The organism is Luteolibacter arcticus (genome assembly GCF_025950235.1).
Lineage (GTDB): Bacteria > Verrucomicrobiota > Verrucomicrobiia > Verrucomicrobiales > Akkermansiaceae > Haloferula > Haloferula arctica.
The window spans coordinates 67,049-86,768 of sequence record NZ_JAPDDT010000002.1 but is presented as its reverse complement, the minus strand read 5'-3'; the positions used below and the strand labels follow the sequence as shown (position 1 = coordinate 86,768).

The following is a 19,720-nucleotide window of genomic DNA, read 5'->3' as shown; positions in this document are numbered from 1 at the left end:
ACCTGTCCCTCTCAAACCGAACACCAGCCCACTCTTGCGATGAGCAACCAAGGAACCATCGTCCAGGTCATCGGCGCCGTCGTTGACGCCGACTTCTCGAAAGCCACTGCGCTGCCGGGGATCTACAGCGCCCTCGAAGTTTACTACAACCTGAACGGCGTCGATACGAAGCTCGTGCTGGAAGTGCAGCAGCACCTCGGTGACGGCTGGATCCGCGCGGTTGCCATGTCCGCATCGGATGGTCTCAAGCGCGGCATGATCCTGACCGACACCGGCAAGGCGATCTCCGTGCCGGTCGGCAAGCAGGTCCTCGGTCGTATCTTCAACGTCACCGGCGACCTCGTGGACGAAAACGTCCCGCTCGCCGATGCGAACTTCCGCTCGCCGATCCACCGCGCCGCTCCTTCGCTCACCGAGCAGTCCGCCACCACGGAGATTCTTCCCACCGGGATCAAGGTCATCGACCTGATCTGCCCGCTGCTCAAGGGCGGCAAGGGCGGGATGTTCGGTGGTGCAGGCGTCGGCAAGACCGTCGTCATCATGGAGCTCATCAACAACATCGCCAAGGCGCACGGTGGTTACTCCGTCTTCGCCGGCGTGGGTGAGCGCACCCGCGAGGGCAATGACCTCTACTGGGAAATGATCGAGGGCAACGTCATTGCCACCGAGAAGGACGAGAAGGGCCACGTGAAGCTCGACGACAAGGGCAACCCCGTCCTTACCGAAGGCTCCAAGGTCGCCCTTTGCTACGGCCAGATGAATGAGCCTCCGGGTGCCCGTCTCCGCGTCGCGCTCTCCGCCCTGACCATGGCCGAGCACTTCCGCGATGAGGCGAATCAGGACGTGCTTCTCTTCGTCGATAACATCTTCCGTTTCTCCCAAGCCGGTTCCGAGGTGTCCGCCCTTCTGGGCCGCACCCCGTCCGCGGTGGGTTACCAGCCGACCCTCTCCGAGGAAATGGCCGGTCTCCAGGAGCGCATTACTTCCACCAACAAGGGCTCGATCACCTCGATCCAAGCGGTGTACGTGCCGGCGGACGACCTTACCGACCCCGCTCCCGCGAATACCTTCGCTCACCTTGACGCGACCGTGGTGCTTGAGCGCTCGCTTGCTGAGCAGGCGCTCTTCCCGGCGGTCGATCCACTCGCCTCCACTTCCAAGGCGCTCGCCCCGGAAGTCGTCGGCGAGGAACACTACCGCGTCGCCCGTGGCGTCCAGCAGGTGCTCCAGCGCTACAAGGACCTTCAGGACATCATCGCGATTCTCGGCATGGACGAGCTTTCCGATGAGGACAAGCTGACCGTGTTCCGCGCCCGCAAGATCCAGCGCTTCCTCACCCAGCCCTTCCACGTCGCCGAAATCTTCACGAACGTTCCCGGTGCGCTCTGCTCCATCGAGGAGACCGTGAAGGGCTTCGCCGAAATCCTCGACGGCAAGTGGGACGACGTCTCCGAAGGTAACTTCTACATGAAGGCCGGCATCGACAGCGTCTCCCGCGACTAAGTGTTCCGCTGGATCAGTGCTTTTCCACTGATCACCGATCACTGATCACCGATCACTTCCATGGCTCTTCACCTCGAAATCGTCACCCCGGAGAAGAAGATCTTCTCCGACACGGTCGGCAACGTCTACCTGCCCGGGGCCGACGGCGAGCTGGGTATCCTCGACGGTCACGCCGCGCTGGTCACGGCGCTGCAGCCCGGCGAACTCCGCTACGACAAGGACGGCAAGACCCAGATCCTCGCGATCGGCACCGGCTTTGCGGAAGTCACCGAGCACAAGGTCAATGTCCTCACCGACATGGCCATGGGCGAGGAGCAGATCGACGAGGCGAAGGCCGAGGCCGCCATCAAGCGTGCCGAAGACCAGCTCAAGGGCATCGGCCACGACCATGACGCCGAAGAGGTGGCTCACCTCCAGGCCGTCATCGCCAAGTCGATGGCCCAGCTCCGCCTCAAGCGCCGGCCGAAGCTCTGATCCTCCGCGGATCCGGAAAAAATTCAAAGCCCGCTCCGGTCATCCGGTGCGGGCTTTTTCGTTCGCATATCTTGTTCTGACTGACAGCGTTTCTCCATGCGACTGCCGCCTTGGATGTGGAAGGTGATCCGGAGCCGGAAGACGAAGATCGCCTTGGCCTCGGCGCCGTTTGTCATTTGCCTCTTGGTGCTGCTCGTCTATTTCGGCGCAAGCTGGTGGGGTAAGTCGCGGGCCGAGCGTCTCTTGAGGGACATGGAGTCCGCGGGATACGCCGTCGATCCGGAGAAGTATTGGGTTCCTGCCAAGGATCCGCACGCCGATCTGTTCAAGGATGCCACCTTCCAGCAGGAGTTGGAGGATCCGCTCTTGATTCCCCTCGCATACGGGGAGACCAAGATGGCCAACCGGGCCAAGCGGTTGCCGAGGGCTGAGCCGAACCTGGCACGGCTGACCGATCTCACGCGCTGGTTAGATCCTCCGATGCCGGACGAACGTGCCGCAGCCGGGTTCCTTTTGAAGGAGCGGCATGACGCGGTGATGCGGTTGGAGGCGCTCCAGCCGGTCCTTTCCCGGAGCAAGGAAGCAGTCTGGCCGGTGACGAGGGTGCGCAACGGTTTCACCGGAGGACCCGAGCTAGCCAACGTGACGGGATCGATGATGAAGCTACGCTACCTCTCCGAGACTGCGGCTGAGCTTGCCATCGCCCACTTCGTCGTCGGCGAGGGGAACAAGGCCGCGGCAGCCGTGCTGGCGATGTTGGACGTCGCCCGGCTTGAGATGGATCCGAAGCCAGCGCTCACATCGATCATCCTTGCCGATGTGATGTTGAGAAGGATCCAGGCGGTGATTTGGGAGGGTGGGATGCGTGGTGGCTGGAACGAAGACCAGTTGAAGCCCTTCGACCAAGCATTGGCCACGCTTCGGCCGCAGCAGGCGGCGGTGAAAGCCTATCTCGGGGAGATCGCCCACCTGCGGTCGCAGACTCGTTGGTATTTGTCCCACTATGCTAGGGCCCTGCCGGAGATCGATGACGACTGGCACCGGGATTGGACCTGGGATTGGCAGGAGAGTTGGGACAAGACCAAGAAGATTGCATCGGAGTTCCGCCCTCCCGGACTTATACTTGCCGGAGGAGTGAAATCCCAACGCGAGAGCTTCGAGCTCGCGGCCCGTTTTGATGAGGGACTAGGGGAACGGTTTACGCCGGCGGATCTGATAGGGTTCCGCAGGATGAGAGACGGTTCACCCGACTCGAACTCGCTTGTGTTCGGGAGCCCTGGCTCCGCCATGGTCTTTGCCGCGGAGTGTGCGCTGCGGATGGAAGCCACGATCGCACTGACTCGCACGGGAATCGCCTTGGAGCGGCATCGCCTCCGCGTGGGCGATGGCAAATACCCGGCCTCGCTCGAGGCATTGGTGCCGGAATTCCTTCCCGAAATCCCGTTGGACCCGCTCACGGGCGAAGCGCTTCGTTTCCAGCTCCGGGCCGATGGCTCGCCCTATGTCTGGTCGGTGGGAGGAAATCTCACAGATGACGGCGGCAAGCCACACCGTGAGTTCGGGCGGGGCGATCTCATCTGGATCACCCAGCCGATTCCAGGACTTACCGAAAAGGACCTCTTCCGCTGACCGGGCGATCCATCCTACTTCCGCTTGCGACGCGCGAGCAGCGGCAGGGCCACGAGTGCCAGCAGCGAGGACGAAGGTTCCGGGATCACTTCCGCGGCTTCGACCTGGAGCAGGCTCTGGAATAGCGAGACGCGGTGGACGTTGTCGCGGTCGGAGAAGGAGTAGATGCTGAACGACTGGATCGGCGTGTTGCCGAAGTTGATGTAGGCGCGGTAAGCGGGCGCGTTGTTGGGATTTCCCGCCGGGCCGGAGAGCACGTAGTTCAGCGTCTGGCCGCTGCCGGCGGAGATGATGCCGAGGCTCAGGCTGGAACCGAGGTCCTCGCTGAAGTCGGCATCCGTGCCGCTGCCGATCGGACCGAAGGACTGGCCTTGGAAGGCCTCGGCCGCGATCGCGTCACGGAAGCCGTCGCCGACCGAAAGGTCCGTCTTGTCGGAGTCGATGTCGTCCATCCCCAGATTGCGGAGAATCACCGCTTGGGAGAATGAAAAGTCCCAGCGCTGGTAGTGGAGCAGCGTGCCTTCGAGATCGTTTGCGTCATCCTCCGTGGCAATATTGAAGCCGGTGGGATTGCCAGAAGTCACCAAGGTCAGGTTTCTCGAACCTGCGACCGCGGTTCCCGAGAGGGAACTTTGAAAGGTCATCGTGATGCCATCCTTGGATACCGAGCCCGAGGTGGCCTCGGTCTGATAGCCCGTCTGGGTGTTTGCACCATTGGTCCAAACATCAGTGACGAACGAGAATGTGGTGGTGATTGCGGCGTCAGTACGTGCCGAGACGAGGGCAAGCGCGACCGCAAAGGGTGCAACAAATCGCAGTTTCATGGGGTGGGGGAGAACAGTGAACACGCTTTGTGTGACAGAAATCTACCAGTTTGGCAATCTTAATAAATTTTCGTCAGCAATTCCAAAAAACCTTCGTTTACTGAAATTCCAGCTTTTGTCAGATTCTGAGCAACCGCAGGCGTTTCGGCGCATTACAAAGAAATGCACGACCGACTCTATTGACATACGAAATTTAAATATCTATTGATCGACCGACCTCCCCGTCACCCCTCATGCACTTTGATCCCGAGCAACTGCGTGTGTTCTCCGCTCTGATGACAGAAGGCTCGACTTCGCGAGCCTCATTGGAGCTTCGGACAAGTCGTTCGAATGTCCGCCGTATCTGGCAGAATCTGGAGGAGCAACTAGGGGAGCCCCTGTTTGTGACTCGTGATAGCGGTGAAACCGAGCCCACCACGGCTGCCCGGCGCTTGGATCGGGAGATGACCTCGCTGTTGGAAGAAGTCCGCCGCTTCGAGGCCACGGTGCGGAAGATCCATCAGAACGGCCGCGTGCTGCGGCTGGGAGCGGATCGGAATCTTTTCAACACGGGCCATTTCGGCCGTGTGTTCAATACGCTCCGCCATGATCCGCGGTTCCGCATTTCGTTCCTGGAAGTGGGCGCGGATGATGGCAAGACCGCTTTGGAATGTGGTGCCTGCGATCTCTTGTTCACCATCGAGGGCGTGCCCGGCCGCCGCTTGGAGTCCCGCGAGTTGCCACCGATGGCGCTGGATGTGGCGTGCTCCCGGGATCGGCTCGACCCTTCCCCGGTACCGCCGGAGGAGCTGGCGCATCTGAGCTGGTCACTGGCCACGATCACGGGCAAGCCGCGTGCCTTGGACACGCTGCAGCGCATCCAGAAGTCAGGCGGGGGAGAAGGACAGTTGTGCACGCAACATCATTTCATGCGCTGGGCGGAAGACACGAAGTCGGCGGAAACGGAAGCCGTGGTTTGTGTCCGTCCGGTGTCTTTCCATCGTCTGTCACAAGTGGTATTCCTTCCCTTGGGCCTGGAAGCGAGTTATCCACTCAACGTATCCTACCTCAAGCAGCACCCCTACGAATTTTTGGAAACCATGGTCGGTCACGTGGACCGGGCATTGCAATCTCCCGCCAATGGACTTCGATCTAGCGAGTCTTGAAACCTTTGTCCGGCTGGCGGACTGCGGCAGTTTTTCGGAAGTCGCGCGCACCCAGCAGATCTCCCAGCCGGCGGTGACCTTCAGGGTGGCGAAGCTAGAGTCGGTGATCGGGCTCCGGCTGTTCCAACGCCATCAAGACGGGCTTCGACTGACTCGCGACGGCGTGACCTTGTTAGAGCAGGCGCGGCGAATCCTGCGGGAGCATCAGGCGCTCGGCGTTCGCATGGCGCATTTCCTCCGCGAGGAGCGCGGCACCGTGAAGATCATGGTGGATCGCTCCGAGGCAGGCGATTATCTGGTGGCATCCTTCAGAAGCTGTGAGCATTCATCTCCAGCACTTGAAGTGACCCGTCCGGAACCCGGGCAAGCTTGGGATGCGGCGCTCCGTGACCATCTCGTCGATATCGTGGTATCCGGCAGCTTCCTTCATGTAGGGGACCAGGCGTCGATCCAACGCTACGATCTGCTGCGACAGCAGGGATCGACGCTGGCGTGGAACCGCGACTACTTCGACTTCGTCCCCGACCGCTTCCGGTTTCCGGAGGTGCTGCGGTCCACGATCCTGGTCCCCAGCGAGTCGCTGATTCCGGGATATCGCCCCTTTCTGGAGAAGTGGTGCTTGGAATCCTACGGCTTGCTACCCCCGGACATGCTTTCCTTCGATGACGAGGCGTCCGCTCGCGACGCCTGCATTGCCGGTCTTGGGGTGATGGTGTTCCCGGGCGATGCCGATCAGCGGATGAGCCTGGCGAAGACCGGGCTGGGGATCTTGAAGACCTTCGAATTCCTGCTCCCGGATGCCTACAGCTTCTCCATTTTCATCCGCGCCGGAGAGCGTCTTCCGCTAGTGCTCCAGACCGCGATGAAGGTGGGTGAGCTTCACGCGAAGCAGCGGCAAGCCGCTTGAATGTATGCTCCGGCGGAACATACAGGGAAACTTATTACCTGATAAAGTAATAGTCCCGGCGGTGCGTTGAGCGCGATGGCGAAAGGCCTCATGCTCACCGGTGCATGAACTGCTGCCTCCCCCTGCTTGTTCTCGCCTTGGCAGGCTCCCCCGGAATTGCCGGCGGCCAAGTGCTCGTGAACAGCGCCACCAACTACTCCGATCTCTTCAGCCCTGACGGAAGCGAGGTGACCGTGGATCCGCTCGACGCGCTTATCGGCCTCCGGTTTGGTGGCTCCAATTCCGGTCCACTCAACAGCTACTTGGAAGCCGAGGCTGAAGGTGGCGTGAGTTTGAAGATTCTCGTCGGGGTTGCTGAGACCGGAGCCCAAGTGGCTCTGAACGACGGCAAGCTCCAGTTCAACATCAGCAACAACGAGTCCAGCATCCTCGGTGCCCTCGGCACTGGCCTCAGCCTAGACCTGGACTGGTCCGCCACCGCGACCTTCAACAAGACCGGCAGCCAGTTGTTGCTGGCCCCGAACACGACCTATCAACTCACCTTCGATGTCAACGGCAGCAATGGCCTGCTGAACTCGACCCTGGGAATCTTCCCGAAGTTCGGGATCGAGTTTCTCGATGGTGCCGGCAATGCGATCGACCCGGTGGCAGGCTACGACCACGACGCCAAGGTGGTGAACGTCATCGGCCTCGAGCTGTTGGACATCATCGGCTCGCCTCCGGAATCGGGCCGGGCCGTGGTCCAGTTCCAGACCGGGAACACCGTGGCTTCCGGTCCGGCAGGTGTCCGCTTCACCGGATCTGCCGTGGCACCCGCGACCGTGCTGAGCCTTGGCACGGAGTTCGCCTCGATCACCAATCTTCAAATCGCCGCCATCCCCGAGCCTTCGGTGCTCGGCTTGGTCGGCCTCGGTGCGTTCGCGGCATTCCGCCGGCGTCGTGCCGCCTGATCGCTTTCTCCATAAGGTGACAGCACAACGGCGGCATCGGGAGATCCCGATGCCGCCGGTTCTTTGATTCCTTGAGCCGGTCAGGTCGCCAGTGGCGGCGGAACGTCGTAGGCGGCCGGGGCCGGTTCGGCGGCTTTTTCGCCGGCATTGCGTCCCGCACGGGCACCGCGGCGCAGCGTTTCGCGCAGGCCCGAGGGCAGCAGTTCCTTCGCGAAGCAGGCCGCGAAGCATGCGCCGAAGGCGGCCCCGTAAGCAAGGTCATGAGCCGCTCCGGAGAGCGCCTCCTTCAGCTTGGGGGCCGCCTCCCGCGCCATGGAACTGGCATCGTCGCGGGCAGTATCAAACGCCTCGGAAAAACTCGTGTAGCGCGGCGCCTTGGAATCGGCGTCGGCGGATGGGTCCGGTGATTGGTCAAATGCATTCATAGTCGTTCGAGTGGAGGATTCATGAAGCGCGCCTTGGGCGCGATGGGAATTCCGAGGTCAATTTCGACCCGCTGGAGAATTTGCCAAATCGTCATTGAATAGTTGTCGAGGCGTCGCGTCGAAGTGGCTGAATCGAAATTCATCATCATCATGAAAAAGCCGATCATCCTCTTGGCCGTCGCCCTTGTTTCCTTGTTTGCTGCTCCGGCAGCTGAAGCCCGCGGGCACCACTCGCGCAGCTACGTCAGCTACCACCGCTCGTGTGGTGGTCCGGCGTACATCGAGACCTACGTCGCTTACTACGATCGCTGTGGTCATCCGGTGCTCCGCACCCGCGTGGTGCCGGTGCGTCACCACCACCATCGCCCGGTGAGCCGGCCTGCCTATTATGGTCACAGCCGCGGTGGCTGCCGCTGATCCAGCGACACGATGGCCCGGCCATGGCTCGCGCCGTGACCGGGCTTTTTCGTGACGCACACCATCCATGCATCGCGAATGATCGTCGCTTGCATGAATGCTTGATGAGGCTTCCGTGAAATCACGCGCGCGCCACCGTGGCGCGCAGCATCACATCCGGTCCGAATCTCCGGAACACCGGGTCTTTCAAAACGAGTCCCTCTGCAAAGCCGTTGCCTGCCACCGATGGCAAGGGACCACCGCCGACGATCGGCGCGAGAAAGGCCACCCACTCATCGACCAGGCCAGCCTCTAACAGACTTGCCGCGAGCCGGCCGCCGCACTCGACCAGCGCTGCGGAAACACCGTGCTCCTGCGCCAGTCTCCGCAACGCCTCTTCGGGATGCGTGCGATCGTCAATCAAGGTGCGATCCCGATGCGCGTCGGTGAAGAGCGGCGCATCCATCGGCAGGCTCGCGGGATCCGCGGTCAATACCAGTCGCCAAGGTTGCAGCCTTCCTTCCAACAAATCCGGATCGCGCAAGTCCAGACGCGGGCGGTCCTTGCGAACGGTTTCGCCCGAGGTCACCACGGCATCGACCTCGGCACGCAGTCGCTGGACTTCCGCGCGCGCTTCTTCACGCGTGAGCCACATGCCCTCGCCGGGTGGGCGGGTGACGCGACCGTCCAGGCTCATCGCGGTTTTGAGGATCACCCACGGCAGGCCATGTCGCTGGACCTTGGCGAAGGCACGGATCAGTTGGAAAGCTTCGGCCGCCAGCACGCCGCGGCTCACCGCGATGCCGCGCTGCTCCAGAAGCGAGTCGGCGCGACCTGCGTGCGCGGGATTCGGATCTTCCGCCGCATACACCACGCGCGCCACGCCGGCCTCGATCAAGCCATCGGTGCACGGCGGCGTGCGCCCGTGGGTCGAGCATGGCTCCAGGGTCACATAGACGGTGGAGCCTTCGAGTGCCGCCGCGCCAAGGGTGGCCCGGACCGCCGCCATCGCCTCGCGCTCGGCATGTGGCAGGCCTGCGCCGCGATGCCAGCCCGCGCCGAGTTCCACGCCGTTTTTGACCACCACCGCGCCGACCGGCGGATTCGGCGAAGTGCGGCCGATGCCATTCTTTCCCTCCTCGATCGCCCGCCGCATCCACCGCGCGTCTTCACCTTGCATGCACATGGAGAGGCCATTTTCCGGAAATCTGCGCAAGCCCTTGGAATCCCTGTTGATGATGGCGCAACTTCCCGCCAATTTCCGGACGAGTGGTAATCGTTCAATTGCCACCTGTTCCCAACCCGCAACCTGCAACCTGCGCTATGAAAAAACTCATCCTCGCGCTCATCGCGCTCACCGCCATTCCCGCCCATGCCGACAAGGCGGCGGACATGTACCAAGCCGGCATGACCGCCGTCAAAGAAGGCGACATCCAGGCTGCCGAAGCCGCCTTTCGTGGAGCCCTGAAACTGCGCCCCACCTATGCGGATGCCCGCTATCAACTTACCCAGCTCAATGGCCAACGCGACGCGATCATGGCACGGGGACGGGCGAGGAAGCTCTCGCAATACACGATCGATCAGGTCGACTTCAACAAGGCGGAGCTTTCCGAAGCGCTGGCGGCGTTAGGGGTGATGGTGGAGGAGAAGTCCGAGAAGAAGTTCGCGCCGAATTTCATCGTCCAGGATCCTACCAACAAACTCGGGGCGACCATCGTCACCGTCCAGGTGAAGGGCGTGCCTGCCAGCGGCATCCTGGACATGCTGGTGAAGCAAGCCGGTGGGGTGGCGAAGTTTGAAGAGCACGCCATCATCATCAAGCCTGCCGGCGGCGCGGCCCCTGAAGCCAAGGCCTCGGAGGTCAAGGACCCGGCCGCCAAGTAACGGCGACTCTTGCTCATGATGGGAAGTCCGCCCACGCTGCACGGCGTGGGCGGACTTGTCGTGATCACTGGCGGTGAAGGCGGACTTGGCCGGACCCTGCACGCTGCCTTTGAGGAGGCGGGCCATGCCGTGCTGGCACCCGGGCGTCGCGAGCTCGACGTCACCCAGCCGGATGCGGTTCGCGATTTCTTCCGCCGCCATGAGCCGGAGCTGCTGGTCTGCAATGCCGGCATCACCCGCGATGCTCCCCTCGCCCGCCTCGAGGAGGCGGCATGGGACGAGGTCCTCGCCGTCAATCTCCGCGGTGCCGCCCACTGTGCCGCCGCCGCCTCTCGCTCGATGCTGCGCGCCCGCTGCGGGCACATCGTTTTCATCTCCAGTTTTTCCGCCCTCCACCCGCCTGCCGGGCAAGCTGCCTACGCTGCGGCTAAGTCCGGCCTCCTCGGTCTCTCGAAAAGCCTCGCCCGCGAACTCGGCCCGGCCGGCATTCGCGTGAATACCATCCTTCCCGGTTTCCTCGAGACTCCCATGACCGCGGGCCTTTCCGAGGTGCGCCGCGAGCAAGTCCGGCGCGATCACGCGCTGGGCCGGTTCAATACCCCGGACGCGGTCGCCATGTTCCTCATCCATCTCCACCGCCACCTGCCCCACACCTCCGGCCAGACTTTCCAGCTCGACAGCCGGATTGGTTAAAAAAATGCTGGATTGACCGATGGATCGGGACCTCTAACCTACGCGCCCATGAAAACCCGTCTAGCCGCTGCCGCCGCCGTCGCCCTGCTCGCGTCGTGTGGTAACAACGCCTACAACAGTGCAAGCGCCACCGCAGGCCGTACCATTCGGACGGCGAACCGCACTTACAATCAGGTCGGGCCGACTGCTTCCCGCAGCTATGAGGCGGTGAATCGCAGCACCTACACGGTGAACCGCACTGCCAACGCCGCGCAGCGCACTTATAATAATGCGCCGGCCACCGTGCAGCGCACCCAGGGCACCGTCAGCCGGGCTCTTTCCGCGATCAACCGCTCGATGCAGTGATCAGCCGCTGACGCGCCGTCCGCCTTCGGGAATCACCTCGAAGCGCAGCCAGCGCGTCTCCGGTGGAAGCAGCTCCGGGAAGAGATCCGCCCATTCGGCGATCACGATTCCGGGTTCGTCGAAGAACTCGTCCCAGCCGATCGCTAGCAGTTCGCCGGCGTCCTTCAGCCGGTAGAGGTCGAAGTGGAAGAGCGGCAGCCGCCCACCGCGGTATTCGTGCACCAGCGCGTAAGTCGGGCTGGTCACCTCGCCTGGATAGCCCGCGCCTTTCGCCAGACCTTTCACGAAACGGGTCTTTCCCGCCCCCAGACCGCCGACCAGCGCCAGCACGCTGCCGGGCTCCAGTCCGGCCGCGATCTCCGCGCCCAGCGCCTCCATTTCTGCCTCGTCCCGCACCACCCGCTCCATGCCCCGCAGAATCCCGATCTACTTCCTCGCGTCGATTTCAAAAAATTCCCTTGCCCGATTCGCGGACCCGTGGTGATCTCCCCGCCCGCCCGGCTCCCGGGTGGAAACCATCCCTTTTCTGTCATGGCCTACGCAGTCATCAAAACCGGCGGTAAACAATACCGCGTCCAACAGGGCGACAAAATCGACGTCGAGAAGCTCGACGCCGAAGTCGATGCGACCCTGACCTTCGACGTCCTCATGGTCGGCGAAGGCGGCAGCATCAAGTTGGGTGCTCCTCTCGTCGATGGCGCTAGCGTCACCGCCAAGGTGGTCCAGCAACATCGCGGACCAAAGGGCGTTGCCTTCAAGTTCAAGCGCCGCAAGGGCTTCCACAAGACCAAGGGCTTCCGCCGCCACCTCACCCAGCTGGAGATCGTCTCCATCGCGGGCTAAGTAATCCTCTAATCACTCTTTCGTCATGGCTCACAAGAAAGGTCAAGGATCCGTCAAGAACGGTCGCGACTCGCGCTCCAAGCGTCTCGGCGTCAAGAAGTTCGGCGGCCAAGCTGTCATCGCCGGCAACATCATCATCCGCCAGCGCGGCACCAAGTGGCATCCCGGTGCCGGTGTCCAGATCGGTCGCGATCACACGATCTTCGCCGTCATCGAAGGCCGCGTGTTCTTCGACAAGGATGGCCGCCGCGTGAACGTCGGTGCCAACGCATCCGCGAACTAAGCGAAGCGAAACGAAGTTTTCCAAAAGCCGCCTGCCCGCAAGGGTCGGCGGCTTTTTCGTGTCCACCGGGAGCGCGGAATTCATTCCGCCCGATGAATCGCCGGGCGCTCATCCCCTGCGCCGCCACCAAAAGAGCCGCTTTTCTTCCAGAACACCGTCCCGCCTCGATCACCCCAATCCCCCCGCCTTCCGCTTTCTCATCGCGATCAGCCAGCTTGCCCCCGCGAAGAAGAAGCCGACGCAGCAAATCAGCAGGATGCCCTGCCCGACCAAGATCCCGGTTTGGACCTGCCGCAGAACCCCATGGGCGGATTCAACCGCTGCAGGGCTGCTCCGGTCGAGGGACTTGAAATTGTCGGTCGCCCAAAAGTTCATCCCGGTCATCGCAATGAAGTCCATGGCGGCCACGGCAGAGAAGCCGAGCATGATATTGAACCAGCGCTTCTCCTTGGGGCTACGTGCGTCGGGCGTCATCGCTGTAGAAGCTGACCGGGATCGGCTCCCGGCGTCGAACTGAATCGCCGCCGCCGCCACATCGCTGCGACCCAGCGGACGAAGCGGAGCAGCACTGGAATAGCGAGCAGCAAGGACGAAGCGCCGCCGATGCCTTGCAACACTATGCCGAAGAACCTGGCACCGCCCGAGCGATCTGGTCTCGCATGGTCGAAAAACCAACCGCCCGCGAGCAAGACCCCCAGCGGCATGAGCAGCAGCAGGCCGAAGTAGATCCCTGCTCCCCACGTGAGTCGCTTCCACGCCCTCGTCTCGTCCATCACCAATTGTCTGAGACGGGTTTCCCACTTCCATCGCTGATGCTCTTCTGCGGTCATTTCGGCCGGGACCTGCCCGCCCTCCCCGAGTGGCGGGAGGCTGGTCTCGGGGTGAGCACGCGGGTGATCCACGGTCGGAATGGTCATTTCCCCTTCCCCACGCGTTCAAGTCCTGAATCTCGCGTCTCTACCGCGGGCGGCGCAGAACCCACGGCGTGAACCGCCCGGCGGTGCCGGATCGCCCACAGCCACCACATCAGGCTGCTCAGGAACACGATCGACATCGCGTTGACGGTGGTTCGTGAAGCGTGGAGCCACGGCTCCATGCGGAGGAAGTAGCGGTTGGCTTCGAGCGAGGCGCCGATCGACAGCAGCTCGGTGAGCCGCTTGGTGATGATGTGGCCGAAGAACATGTGGCCGGACCACACCAGCGACAGGACCGCCAGTCCGCCGAAGGTCCACTGGAGGGCGCGCCTCTCCTTCTTCCAAGCGGCGACCAGTTCCGGGGATTCCTCTCCTTCCATGTCGCATGAAATAAGCTGCCCGGAGGGTTTCGTCCACGCTCCCGTCCGGCCGCGCTTTCAAGTCTTGCGTCTTCAAGTCTTCTGTCTCTGCCTTTCCCCATGTCCGACCCCGCCGCCGACCTCAAAGCCCTGCTCCTGAAAAAGTCCGTCCGCACCGGCACCTTCACCCTCGCGTCCGGCAAGCAGAGCGACCTCTACATCGATTGCCGCGTCACCGCGCTCGATCCCTTCGGCGCGAATCTCATCGGCAAGCTCGGCTGGGCGGCAGTTCGCAAAAAGATTAGTGAAGAAAACCTGAAGATCGACTCCATCGGAGGGATGACCCTCGGTGCCGATCCGATTTCCCTCTCCGTCGGCATGGCCAGCGCGATCGAACATCCGCAGGAGGCCTTGCAGGTCTTCACCGTCCGCAAGGAGCCGAAGGGCCATGGCCGCGGCAAGCAGATCGAGGGCAATTTCGCCGATGGCCAGACCGTGATCGTGGTCGACGATGTGATCACCACCGGCGGCTCCACCATCAAGGCAATCGACGTGATCGAACGCGAAGGTGGCAAGGTCGCCTTCGCCCTCGTGCTGGTGGACCGCGAGGAAGGCGGCCGCCAGGCGATCGAGGAGCGCGGCGTGCCGGTCATCTCGCTCTATTCTCGCAGCACGCTGCTGGGTTGAGGAGTGTCGACATTCTGTCGACACGACGTGGACGGAACGTCCACCGCCGTTGTTTCGTAGCGGAGCGGCTGCGCCGTTCCGTTAGGGGCGGCCCCGAAGCTGCAAAGCGGGTGGCGTCATCATTCCAACCCCGCCCCGCCGGAACGACGAAGTCGTCCCGCTACGGGACCGGCGAAGCCCTGCTTTTTCAGGCCATTGAGCAGCTCCTGCAGCAGCACCACTCTCTCCTCACATTGACCAATCCGCATCCAGCAGCTCCAGATTCCTGGAAAACCTCGCGAAAGGTAATGCACCCGAATCAGATTCAGGCTCAGCATCGAATAGAATCTCGATCTCTCCCCGGTGGCAAAACTCCACCCGTCTGGGCGAAAGCTTGATCTTCGCGCCGGTCCCCTCGGCTGGTCCCTCGGACTCCAGCTTCATCCCGGCCGCTGTCAGCAGCTCATCCATCCGCTGCGCAATGTGGTCCAGCCAGAGCGCCACATCATCGTCGCTCGGCGCGAGCCCGCTCCCAGAAAGCGTGACTCTTGGCTCGGCCCCGGGTGTCAGGGGCACCGTGGCCAACCAATGGGGATGATGAGGCCAATACTTGTAAGCTCCCAGCCGCGGGTGCTCGCCCGGGATGGTGAATGCAGCTTCCCTGCGCCGCTGACGCTCGCTAATCTCGATTGGAGCGCAGGCCGTGGAGATACAGGCACCACCCAAAAGGCCAGCCGCTAGGACCAAAGCGAGAGAAGGAAATTCTGGCACAATGCCAAGGACCGCCAATCCCACGCCGGCGATCAGAAAGAGGAGGCCCGTGATCGTCGACATGATCACGAAAATCACTACCCAGATCCGCAACGGCGAACTGTCTTGGTGGATCAGGCGCATCTTCATCTTCTCTTTCCTTCCAGTCTATCTGGACGGGGTTGAGGCTGGCAAGGGTCCGTGAATGTTTGGTGCTGCCGAAGCGGCGTTCGTAACGTGTGGGGATAAGAAAGGCGGAAATTCCTGTCCGCCGTTCCCGTTCATCAGGTGGACATGAGTGTCCACCCTGGTCTGTTAGGCCAGCGTCGCCTTCGCTGCGGCTTCCAGTTCGGCGAGCTTTTCGCGTTCGGGAGCGGCACCGCGGGCCTGGTCGGGCTTGCCGCCGCCCTTGCCGCCGGCGATGGCAGCCAGATCGCGCAGTAAGTCACCGGCCTTGAGGCCGCTCGCCTGTGCCGCATCGCCACAGTAGGCACCGAGGTGAAGCTTCTCACCGTCATCCACGATGACGAAGCCCGCACCGGTGAAACCCTGCTTCTTCATGCCATTGAGCAGCTCCTGCAGCAGTGACGCATCGGCCTCGAAGGTGGCCACAATGGGCCCCCCCGCGGCGATGAGTTCCGCGAGCGCGGCATCGGCCTGCTTGGCAGCGGCACCGGCTTGCAGCTTCTTGAAGCGCTTCTCGGCCTCGATCGCGGCCTCCTTGGTTTCTTCCAGGGTGCGCTGGCCGTGAGCGAAGGTCGCATTGAGTTCCGAAATGTCGGCACGCTCGACGAGCATCGCGCCCATGATGTGCGGGAAATCATTCACGGGCACCGGTGCCTCGCCGAGCGTGGCGAGTTTGTCATTCGCGGCCTTGAGCTTCTCGCGGGCAGCCTTGAGATCGGCGTCCCACTTCTCGACCGCTTCGTTCAGGTAGGCCCAAGCAGCCTCGCCGCAGACGGCCTCGATACGGCGGACGCCGGAAGCAATCGCGCCCTCGCTCTTGATCTTGAAGAGGCCGATCTCGCCGGTGTTGCGGACGTGCGTGCCGCCGCAGAGTTCCATCGAGTAGCCGGTGAGGTCCCCACGGCCACCGCCGATCTGCACCACGCGCACGAACTCGCCGTACTTGTCGCCGAAGAACTGCATGATGTCCGGGCGGCCCTTGATCGAGGCGTGCGCGACTTCCTTCCAGGAAACCGCGTCGTTCTCGATGATGCAGGCGTTCACCTTTTCCTCCATCTCCGCGATCTGCTCGGGCGTGACGGCACCGCTGTTGAAGTCAAAGCGCAGGCGGTTCTCATCCACGGACGAACCCTGCTGGGCGGCGTCCTTCGAGACCACCTCATGAAGCGCCCAGTGAAGGAGGTGCGTCGCGGTGTGGTGCGCCTCGATCGGCCGGCGGCGGGTGGTGTCGAGCTTGAGGCCGACGGTTTGTCCCACAAGGCTGTGCATGCCTTTGGGAAACTCGTCGCACTCTTGCATGAAGGTGTAAGTGCTTTTCTGAAGAAGGAAGCCACGTGCTTTGCCAATATTGACGATTCCTTGGATGAATGGGCTCTCTCCGTAGAAATCCATAGAGCCGGAATCTCCGACTTGGCCGCCCATCTCGGCGTAGAAAGGAGTCCTGTCCGTGATGACCAACCATGCGTCTTCCTGTTCGTGAACTTCCAAAACAGTGGCTTCAACGGAGTCGTTGTCGAAGCCAACGAACTCGGTCACCACGTCGGTGGAAATGTCGAGCGCGCGGACGAGAGTGCTCTTCTGGGCGGAACGCGCGCGTTCTTGCTGGAGCTTCATTTCTCGCTCGAACCCTTCTTGCTTGGAGAACCATCCGCGCTCAGCAAGGACCAGATCGGTTAGATCTTTGGGGAAGCCGTAGGTATCATACAGTTCGAAAACGTACTCGCCCGGCAGTTCATTCGCTTTGAAGTCCGATGCAAAAACATGTCCCAGCGAATGCGCTGCATGCCAATTGCCATTGTGCTCCTCGAGCATGGCAGCCAGTCGCTTCAATCCTCGATCCAGCGTCTGGTTAAAGCTCGCCTCTTCCTGCTCCAGCGTCGCGCGGACGGTGTCCTGGCGGTTCTTGAGTTCGGGGAAGACACTTCCCATCTCGCCGACGAGCGTTTCCACCAGCGCGCCGAAGAATGGCTTGTCGCCGGAGAAGCCGAGTTGACGACCGTATCTAACAGCACGGCGCAGGATCCGGCGCAGCACATAGTTGCGCCCGTTGTTGCCGGGCATGATGCCATCGGCGATCGAGAAGCTCAGCGTGCGCAAGTGGTCGGCGATCACGCGGAAGGCGATCGCGTCCTTCATCTCTTCCGTGAAGGCGGAGCGGTCGGCACCGAGCGCGGGGTAGATGTTCGAGTAAGTCTTTCCGCTGAGCTCTTCCAGTTTGCGGAAAATCGGCATGAAGACATCGGTCGCGTAGTTCGACGGCTTGTTAGAGAAGTCGGTGAAGCCCTTCGTTCCCTGAATGATCGAGCAGGCGCGCTCGAAGCCCATGCCGGTGTCGATGTGCTTGGCGGGCAGTTCGCGGAAGCTCCCATCGACCTCGGCGTTGTATTGGATGAAGACAAGGTTCCAGATCTCGATGCAGAGGTCGGAGTCGTTGTTGACGAGTAAGCGGCCCTCCATCGGGTCACCCGCGGGCGTTAGGTTGACGTGGAGTTCCGAGCAAGGACCGCAGGGACCGGTCTCGCCCATCATCCAGAAGTTGTCCTTCACGTTGCCATTCACGATCTGGGCGTTCGGATCGCAGCCCTTGGAACGATAAAGCTCCGCCCAGATGTCCCAAGCTTCCTGGTCGAACTCGCCGGGGTCGCCTGGCTGCGGCGCGTAGACGGATGCGTGCAAGCGATGCGCGGGCAGGCCCCAGCGCTCGACGACGAGTTCCCACGCCCACTGGATCGCTTCCTTCTTGAAGTAGTTGCCGAAGGACCAGTTCCCCAGCATCTCAAAGAAGGTGTGGTGGTAGGTGTCGTAGCCGACATCCTCCAGGTCGTTGTGCTTGCCGCCGGCGCGGATGCATTTCTGCGTGTCCGCGGCGCGTGGCGGATCGTAGGGAGCTTTCTCGACGCCGAGGAAGTAGGGGACGAAGGGGTTCATCCCGGCATTCGTGAACAGCAGGCCGGGCGACTGTGGCAGCAGCGAGGCGGATGGCACGATGGTGTGCTGCTTCTCCTTGAAGAAATCGAGGAAGGACTGGCGGATCTCAGCTGCGGTCATGGGTCGGAAAGTCGTTGACGCGGAAAGGGCGGGGACGGTGTGCGAAAGCCCGCGGCGAGTAAAGCCTTGGAGTGAAGGCCCGCTGCGCTAACGGATTTGGAAATCCGCACCGCGAATGGACGCGAATGGACGCCAGTTTCGGATGAAGCAAGGTGCCCCCAGTGACGAAGCGGATCGATTCGAGGCCAAGCGGCAGAAATATCAGATCACATTCATTGCCGGTGGGCTGCCAGGATCGCCTGTTCCTCGGCGGTCAAATCGAGCTGGGCCGCCAGCGCGGCAGTCACCTCGGGCAATCGATGCGCCTGCTGCCGCTCCACCAAGGCGCCGAACAGGCCGAGCAGCCAGCGGCGCCGGCTCTGGCCTTCCTCCATCCAGCCGGTGAGCAGGGTGAGGTCGTTCAGGCGCGACTCGGGCAGGTCAGCACTGGCCACCAGGTCGTAGGAAAGCTCGGCGGCTACGGCAGCGCGAAACCGGGGAGGCTTCGCCTCCAGCCAGTTCATGGCTCGTTCCGGTTGCGTCAGGTAGAAGCGCGAGCTGAGGGCACCGGCGGCGATGCCTTGTTCCACGCTATCGGGAGGATCCGAGGGCGCGAACCACGCGAGAGCCTTGTCCTGATCCAGGGAAAACCATGCGGTGGCGGCCGACCGCCGGACTTGCTGTTCTCCCTCCCACGACTCCCAAGTCCCGCCAAGATGCTGGAAGCCGGGCCGCTCTGAATCCTCGAACAGATCCTTAATGCGCCCCGCAAAATGCTGGGCGAGCGAGGGATCCAGGCCCTTGAAAAAGTCATCGCCAAGGGAGGAGCGCTGCCATTTCGCCAAAAGCCGCCACACCTCATCGGGGTCGCGTTCGGCGGCCTTTACGACGATGTCCGGGGCGATGCCGTCGTCGCCCCACGTCGAGTTCTCGCGCAGGCGGATGCGGTATTCGAGCGACTTGTTGTCATCGAAGAACGCGCCGAGCAGCCCGACCGGGTCGCTATCGGACCATCCATCGAGCGCGGGTTGGAAGAGCGACTCGAAGACGCCCTCGGTGGTCGCGGCCTCGGCCACCAGCCACTTCAAGCCGCGCTCCGCTTCCAGATCGCCGATCCGGCGCGCCATGGTGGCGAGCAGGTCCGGGATGCCGTCCGGGTCGGGCGCGAACTCGACGAGGAGTTCCTTCAGGGCCGAGGCGGGCAACGACTGGATGAGTTCTTGGGCGAGTTCGAGCTGCTGCGGGTCGGCCTTCCCGCCGGCAGCCGAGCGCCACAGCAGGCGGAGGCGCTCCACGCGCTGGGCCACCGTGCCGGAAACCGCGCCGCGCTGGCGGACCTTTGCCCCGGCACTCGCGGGTGGAGACCCCGGCGCCGGGTCCGTATTTTCCGGCAGAAAGGCAAGCCCGACCGCGAGAAGCAGCAACGCCACGCCGAGACCTGCGGTTTGCCGGTAATCCACGACCTAGCATTTCGCGGGATCGAGCCGGCAGGTCGAGGCGGAAATGGATGGCAGGGG

Annotated in this window: 23 protein-coding genes; 13 read left to right on the top strand and 10 right to left on the bottom strand. The window is 62.6% G+C overall.

Annotation, left to right across the window (positions count from 1 at the left end):
- Positions 1-39 precede the first annotated feature (39 nt).
- The 3 genes from atpD (at position 40) to OKA05_RS05165 (ending at position 3,606) form a co-directional block, all read left to right on the top strand.
- Positions 40-1,503: a F0F1 ATP synthase subunit beta gene (gene atpD / locus OKA05_RS05175; RefSeq protein WP_264486043.1), complete on the top strand. Its 1,464-nt coding sequence runs from the start codon at positions 40-42 to the stop codon at positions 1,501-1,503.
- A 60-nt stretch (positions 1,504-1,563) separates the two neighbouring features.
- Positions 1,564-1,977: an ATP synthase F1 subunit epsilon gene (atpC, locus tag OKA05_RS05170; protein ID WP_264486042.1), complete on the top strand. Its 414-nt coding sequence runs from the start codon at positions 1,564-1,566 to the stop codon at positions 1,975-1,977.
- 96 nt (positions 1,978-2,073) lie between these two features.
- A complete protein-coding gene (locus OKA05_RS05165) occupies positions 2,074-3,606 on the top strand; it encodes a hypothetical protein (protein WP_264486041.1) in 1,533 nt (510 codons plus the stop codon).
- A 14-nt stretch (positions 3,607-3,620) separates the two neighbouring features.
- Here OKA05_RS05165 and OKA05_RS05160 read toward each other — a convergent pair whose 3' ends face one another.
- Positions 3,621-4,430: a hypothetical protein gene (locus OKA05_RS05160; RefSeq protein WP_264486040.1), complete on the bottom strand. Its 810-nt coding sequence runs from the start codon at positions 4,428-4,430 to the stop codon at positions 3,621-3,623.
- 233 nt (positions 4,431-4,663) lie between these two features.
- On the opposite strand from OKA05_RS05160, the gene OKA05_RS05155 reads away from it, so the two are divergent.
- From OKA05_RS05155 to OKA05_RS05145, 3 genes are all read left to right on the top strand, one after another.
- Positions 4,664-5,575, top strand: a complete 912-nt coding sequence (locus tag OKA05_RS05155) for a LysR family transcriptional regulator (protein WP_264486039.1) — start codon at positions 4,664-4,666, stop codon at positions 5,573-5,575.
- Entirely contained in the window at positions 5,550-6,482 is a 933-nt protein-coding gene (locus OKA05_RS05150) for a LysR family transcriptional regulator (protein WP_264486038.1), read from the top strand. Before OKA05_RS05155 ends, OKA05_RS05150 begins: the two co-directional genes overlap by 26 nt.
- A 104-nt stretch (positions 6,483-6,586) precedes the next feature.
- Entirely contained in the window at positions 6,587-7,432 is an 846-nt protein-coding gene (locus OKA05_RS05145; protein WP_264486037.1) for a PEP-CTERM sorting domain-containing protein, read from the top strand.
- An 80-nt stretch (positions 7,433-7,512) separates the two neighbouring features.
- Here the strand turns inward: OKA05_RS05145 and OKA05_RS05140 are convergent, their stop codons facing one another.
- Entirely contained in the window at positions 7,513-7,857 is a 345-nt protein-coding gene (locus tag OKA05_RS05140; protein ID WP_264486036.1) for a hypothetical protein, read from the bottom strand.
- Positions 7,858-8,007: 150 nt separating this feature from the next.
- Here OKA05_RS05140 and OKA05_RS05135 point away from each other — a divergent pair, with 150 nt between their 5' ends.
- A complete protein-coding gene (locus OKA05_RS05135; RefSeq protein ID WP_264486035.1) occupies positions 8,008-8,274 on the top strand; it encodes a hypothetical protein in 267 nt (88 codons plus the stop codon).
- Between the two features lie 121 nt (positions 8,275-8,395).
- Here the strand turns inward: OKA05_RS05135 and ribD are convergent, their stop codons facing one another.
- The gene (gene ribD / locus OKA05_RS05130; protein WP_264486034.1) at positions 8,396-9,433 is read right to left on the bottom strand and encodes a bifunctional diaminohydroxyphosphoribosylaminopyrimidine deaminase/5-amino-6-(5-phosphoribosylamino)uracil reductase RibD; all 1,038 of its coding nucleotides are present in this window, start codon (positions 9,431-9,433) and stop codon (positions 8,396-8,398) included.
- 143 nt (positions 9,434-9,576) lie between these two features.
- On the opposite strand from ribD, the gene OKA05_RS05125 reads away from it, so the two are divergent.
- Genes OKA05_RS05125 through OKA05_RS05115 form a run of 3 tightly spaced genes read left to right on the top strand, consistent with a single transcriptional unit; the run spans position 9,577 to position 11,175 of the window.
- A complete protein-coding gene (locus OKA05_RS05125; protein WP_264486033.1) occupies positions 9,577-10,137 on the top strand; it encodes a tetratricopeptide repeat protein in 561 nt (186 codons plus the stop codon).
- Positions 10,138-10,152: 15 nt separating this feature from the next.
- The gene (locus OKA05_RS05120; RefSeq protein ID WP_264486032.1) at positions 10,153-10,830 is read left to right on the top strand and encodes an SDR family NAD(P)-dependent oxidoreductase; all 678 of its coding nucleotides are present in this window, start codon (positions 10,153-10,155) and stop codon (positions 10,828-10,830) included.
- A gap of 48 nt (positions 10,831-10,878) precedes the next feature.
- On the top strand, positions 10,879-11,175 hold the full coding sequence (locus tag OKA05_RS05115) for a hypothetical protein (protein ID WP_264486031.1): 297 nt from the start codon (positions 10,879-10,881) through the stop codon (positions 11,173-11,175).
- On the opposite strand, the gene tsaE is transcribed toward OKA05_RS05115, so the two are convergent.
- Complete coding sequence (tsaE, locus tag OKA05_RS05110; protein WP_264486030.1) at positions 11,176-11,583, bottom strand: tRNA (adenosine(37)-N6)-threonylcarbamoyltransferase complex ATPase subunit type 1 TsaE; 408 nt, start codon at positions 11,581-11,583, stop codon at positions 11,176-11,178.
- A gap of 123 nt (positions 11,584-11,706) precedes the next feature.
- Here tsaE and rplU point away from each other — a divergent pair, with 123 nt between their 5' ends.
- Complete coding sequence (rplU, locus tag OKA05_RS05105) at positions 11,707-12,018, top strand: 50S ribosomal protein L21 (RefSeq protein ID WP_264486029.1); 312 nt, start codon at positions 11,707-11,709, stop codon at positions 12,016-12,018.
- Between the two features lie 25 nt (positions 12,019-12,043).
- On the top strand, positions 12,044-12,301 hold the full coding sequence (rpmA, locus tag OKA05_RS05100; RefSeq protein ID WP_264486028.1) for a 50S ribosomal protein L27: 258 nt from the start codon (positions 12,044-12,046) through the stop codon (positions 12,299-12,301).
- A 168-nt stretch (positions 12,302-12,469) separates the two neighbouring features.
- On the opposite strand, the gene OKA05_RS05095 is transcribed toward rpmA, so the two are convergent.
- Genes OKA05_RS05095 through OKA05_RS05085 form a run of 3 tightly spaced genes read right to left on the bottom strand, consistent with a single transcriptional unit; the run spans position 12,470 to position 13,595 of the window.
- A complete protein-coding gene (locus OKA05_RS05095; RefSeq protein ID WP_264486027.1) occupies positions 12,470-12,775 on the bottom strand; it encodes a hypothetical protein in 306 nt (101 codons plus the stop codon).
- Positions 12,772-13,218, bottom strand: a complete 447-nt coding sequence (locus OKA05_RS05090; protein ID WP_264486026.1) for a hypothetical protein — start codon at positions 13,216-13,218, stop codon at positions 12,772-12,774. The genes OKA05_RS05095 and OKA05_RS05090 overlap by 4 nt, the downstream gene beginning before the upstream one ends.
- A complete protein-coding gene (locus tag OKA05_RS05085; protein ID WP_264486025.1) occupies positions 13,215-13,595 on the bottom strand; it encodes a hypothetical protein in 381 nt (126 codons plus the stop codon). Before OKA05_RS05085 ends, OKA05_RS05090 begins: the two co-directional genes overlap by 4 nt.
- A gap of 99 nt (positions 13,596-13,694) precedes the next feature.
- Here OKA05_RS05085 and pyrE point away from each other — a divergent pair, with 99 nt between their 5' ends.
- Positions 13,695-14,261 (top strand): orotate phosphoribosyltransferase, encoded by a 567-nt coding sequence (gene pyrE, locus OKA05_RS05080; RefSeq protein ID WP_264486024.1) that lies wholly within the window; start codon positions 13,695-13,697, stop codon positions 14,259-14,261.
- A gap of 228 nt (positions 14,262-14,489) precedes the next feature.
- Here pyrE and OKA05_RS05075 read toward each other — a convergent pair whose 3' ends face one another.
- The 3 genes from OKA05_RS05075 to OKA05_RS05065 form a co-directional block, all read right to left on the bottom strand.
- On the bottom strand, positions 14,490-15,140 hold the full coding sequence (locus OKA05_RS05075) for a hypothetical protein (protein WP_264486023.1): 651 nt from the start codon (positions 15,138-15,140) through the stop codon (positions 14,490-14,492).
- A 165-nt stretch (positions 15,141-15,305) separates the two neighbouring features.
- Complete coding sequence (alaS, locus tag OKA05_RS05070; protein WP_264486022.1) at positions 15,306-18,224, bottom strand: alanine--tRNA ligase; 2,919 nt, start codon at positions 18,222-18,224, stop codon at positions 15,306-15,308.
- Between the two features lie 212 nt (positions 18,225-18,436).
- Positions 18,437-19,663, bottom strand: a complete 1,227-nt coding sequence (locus tag OKA05_RS05065; RefSeq protein ID WP_264486021.1) for a hypothetical protein — start codon at positions 19,661-19,663, stop codon at positions 18,437-18,439.
- Between the last annotated feature and the right edge of the window lie 57 nt (positions 19,664-19,720).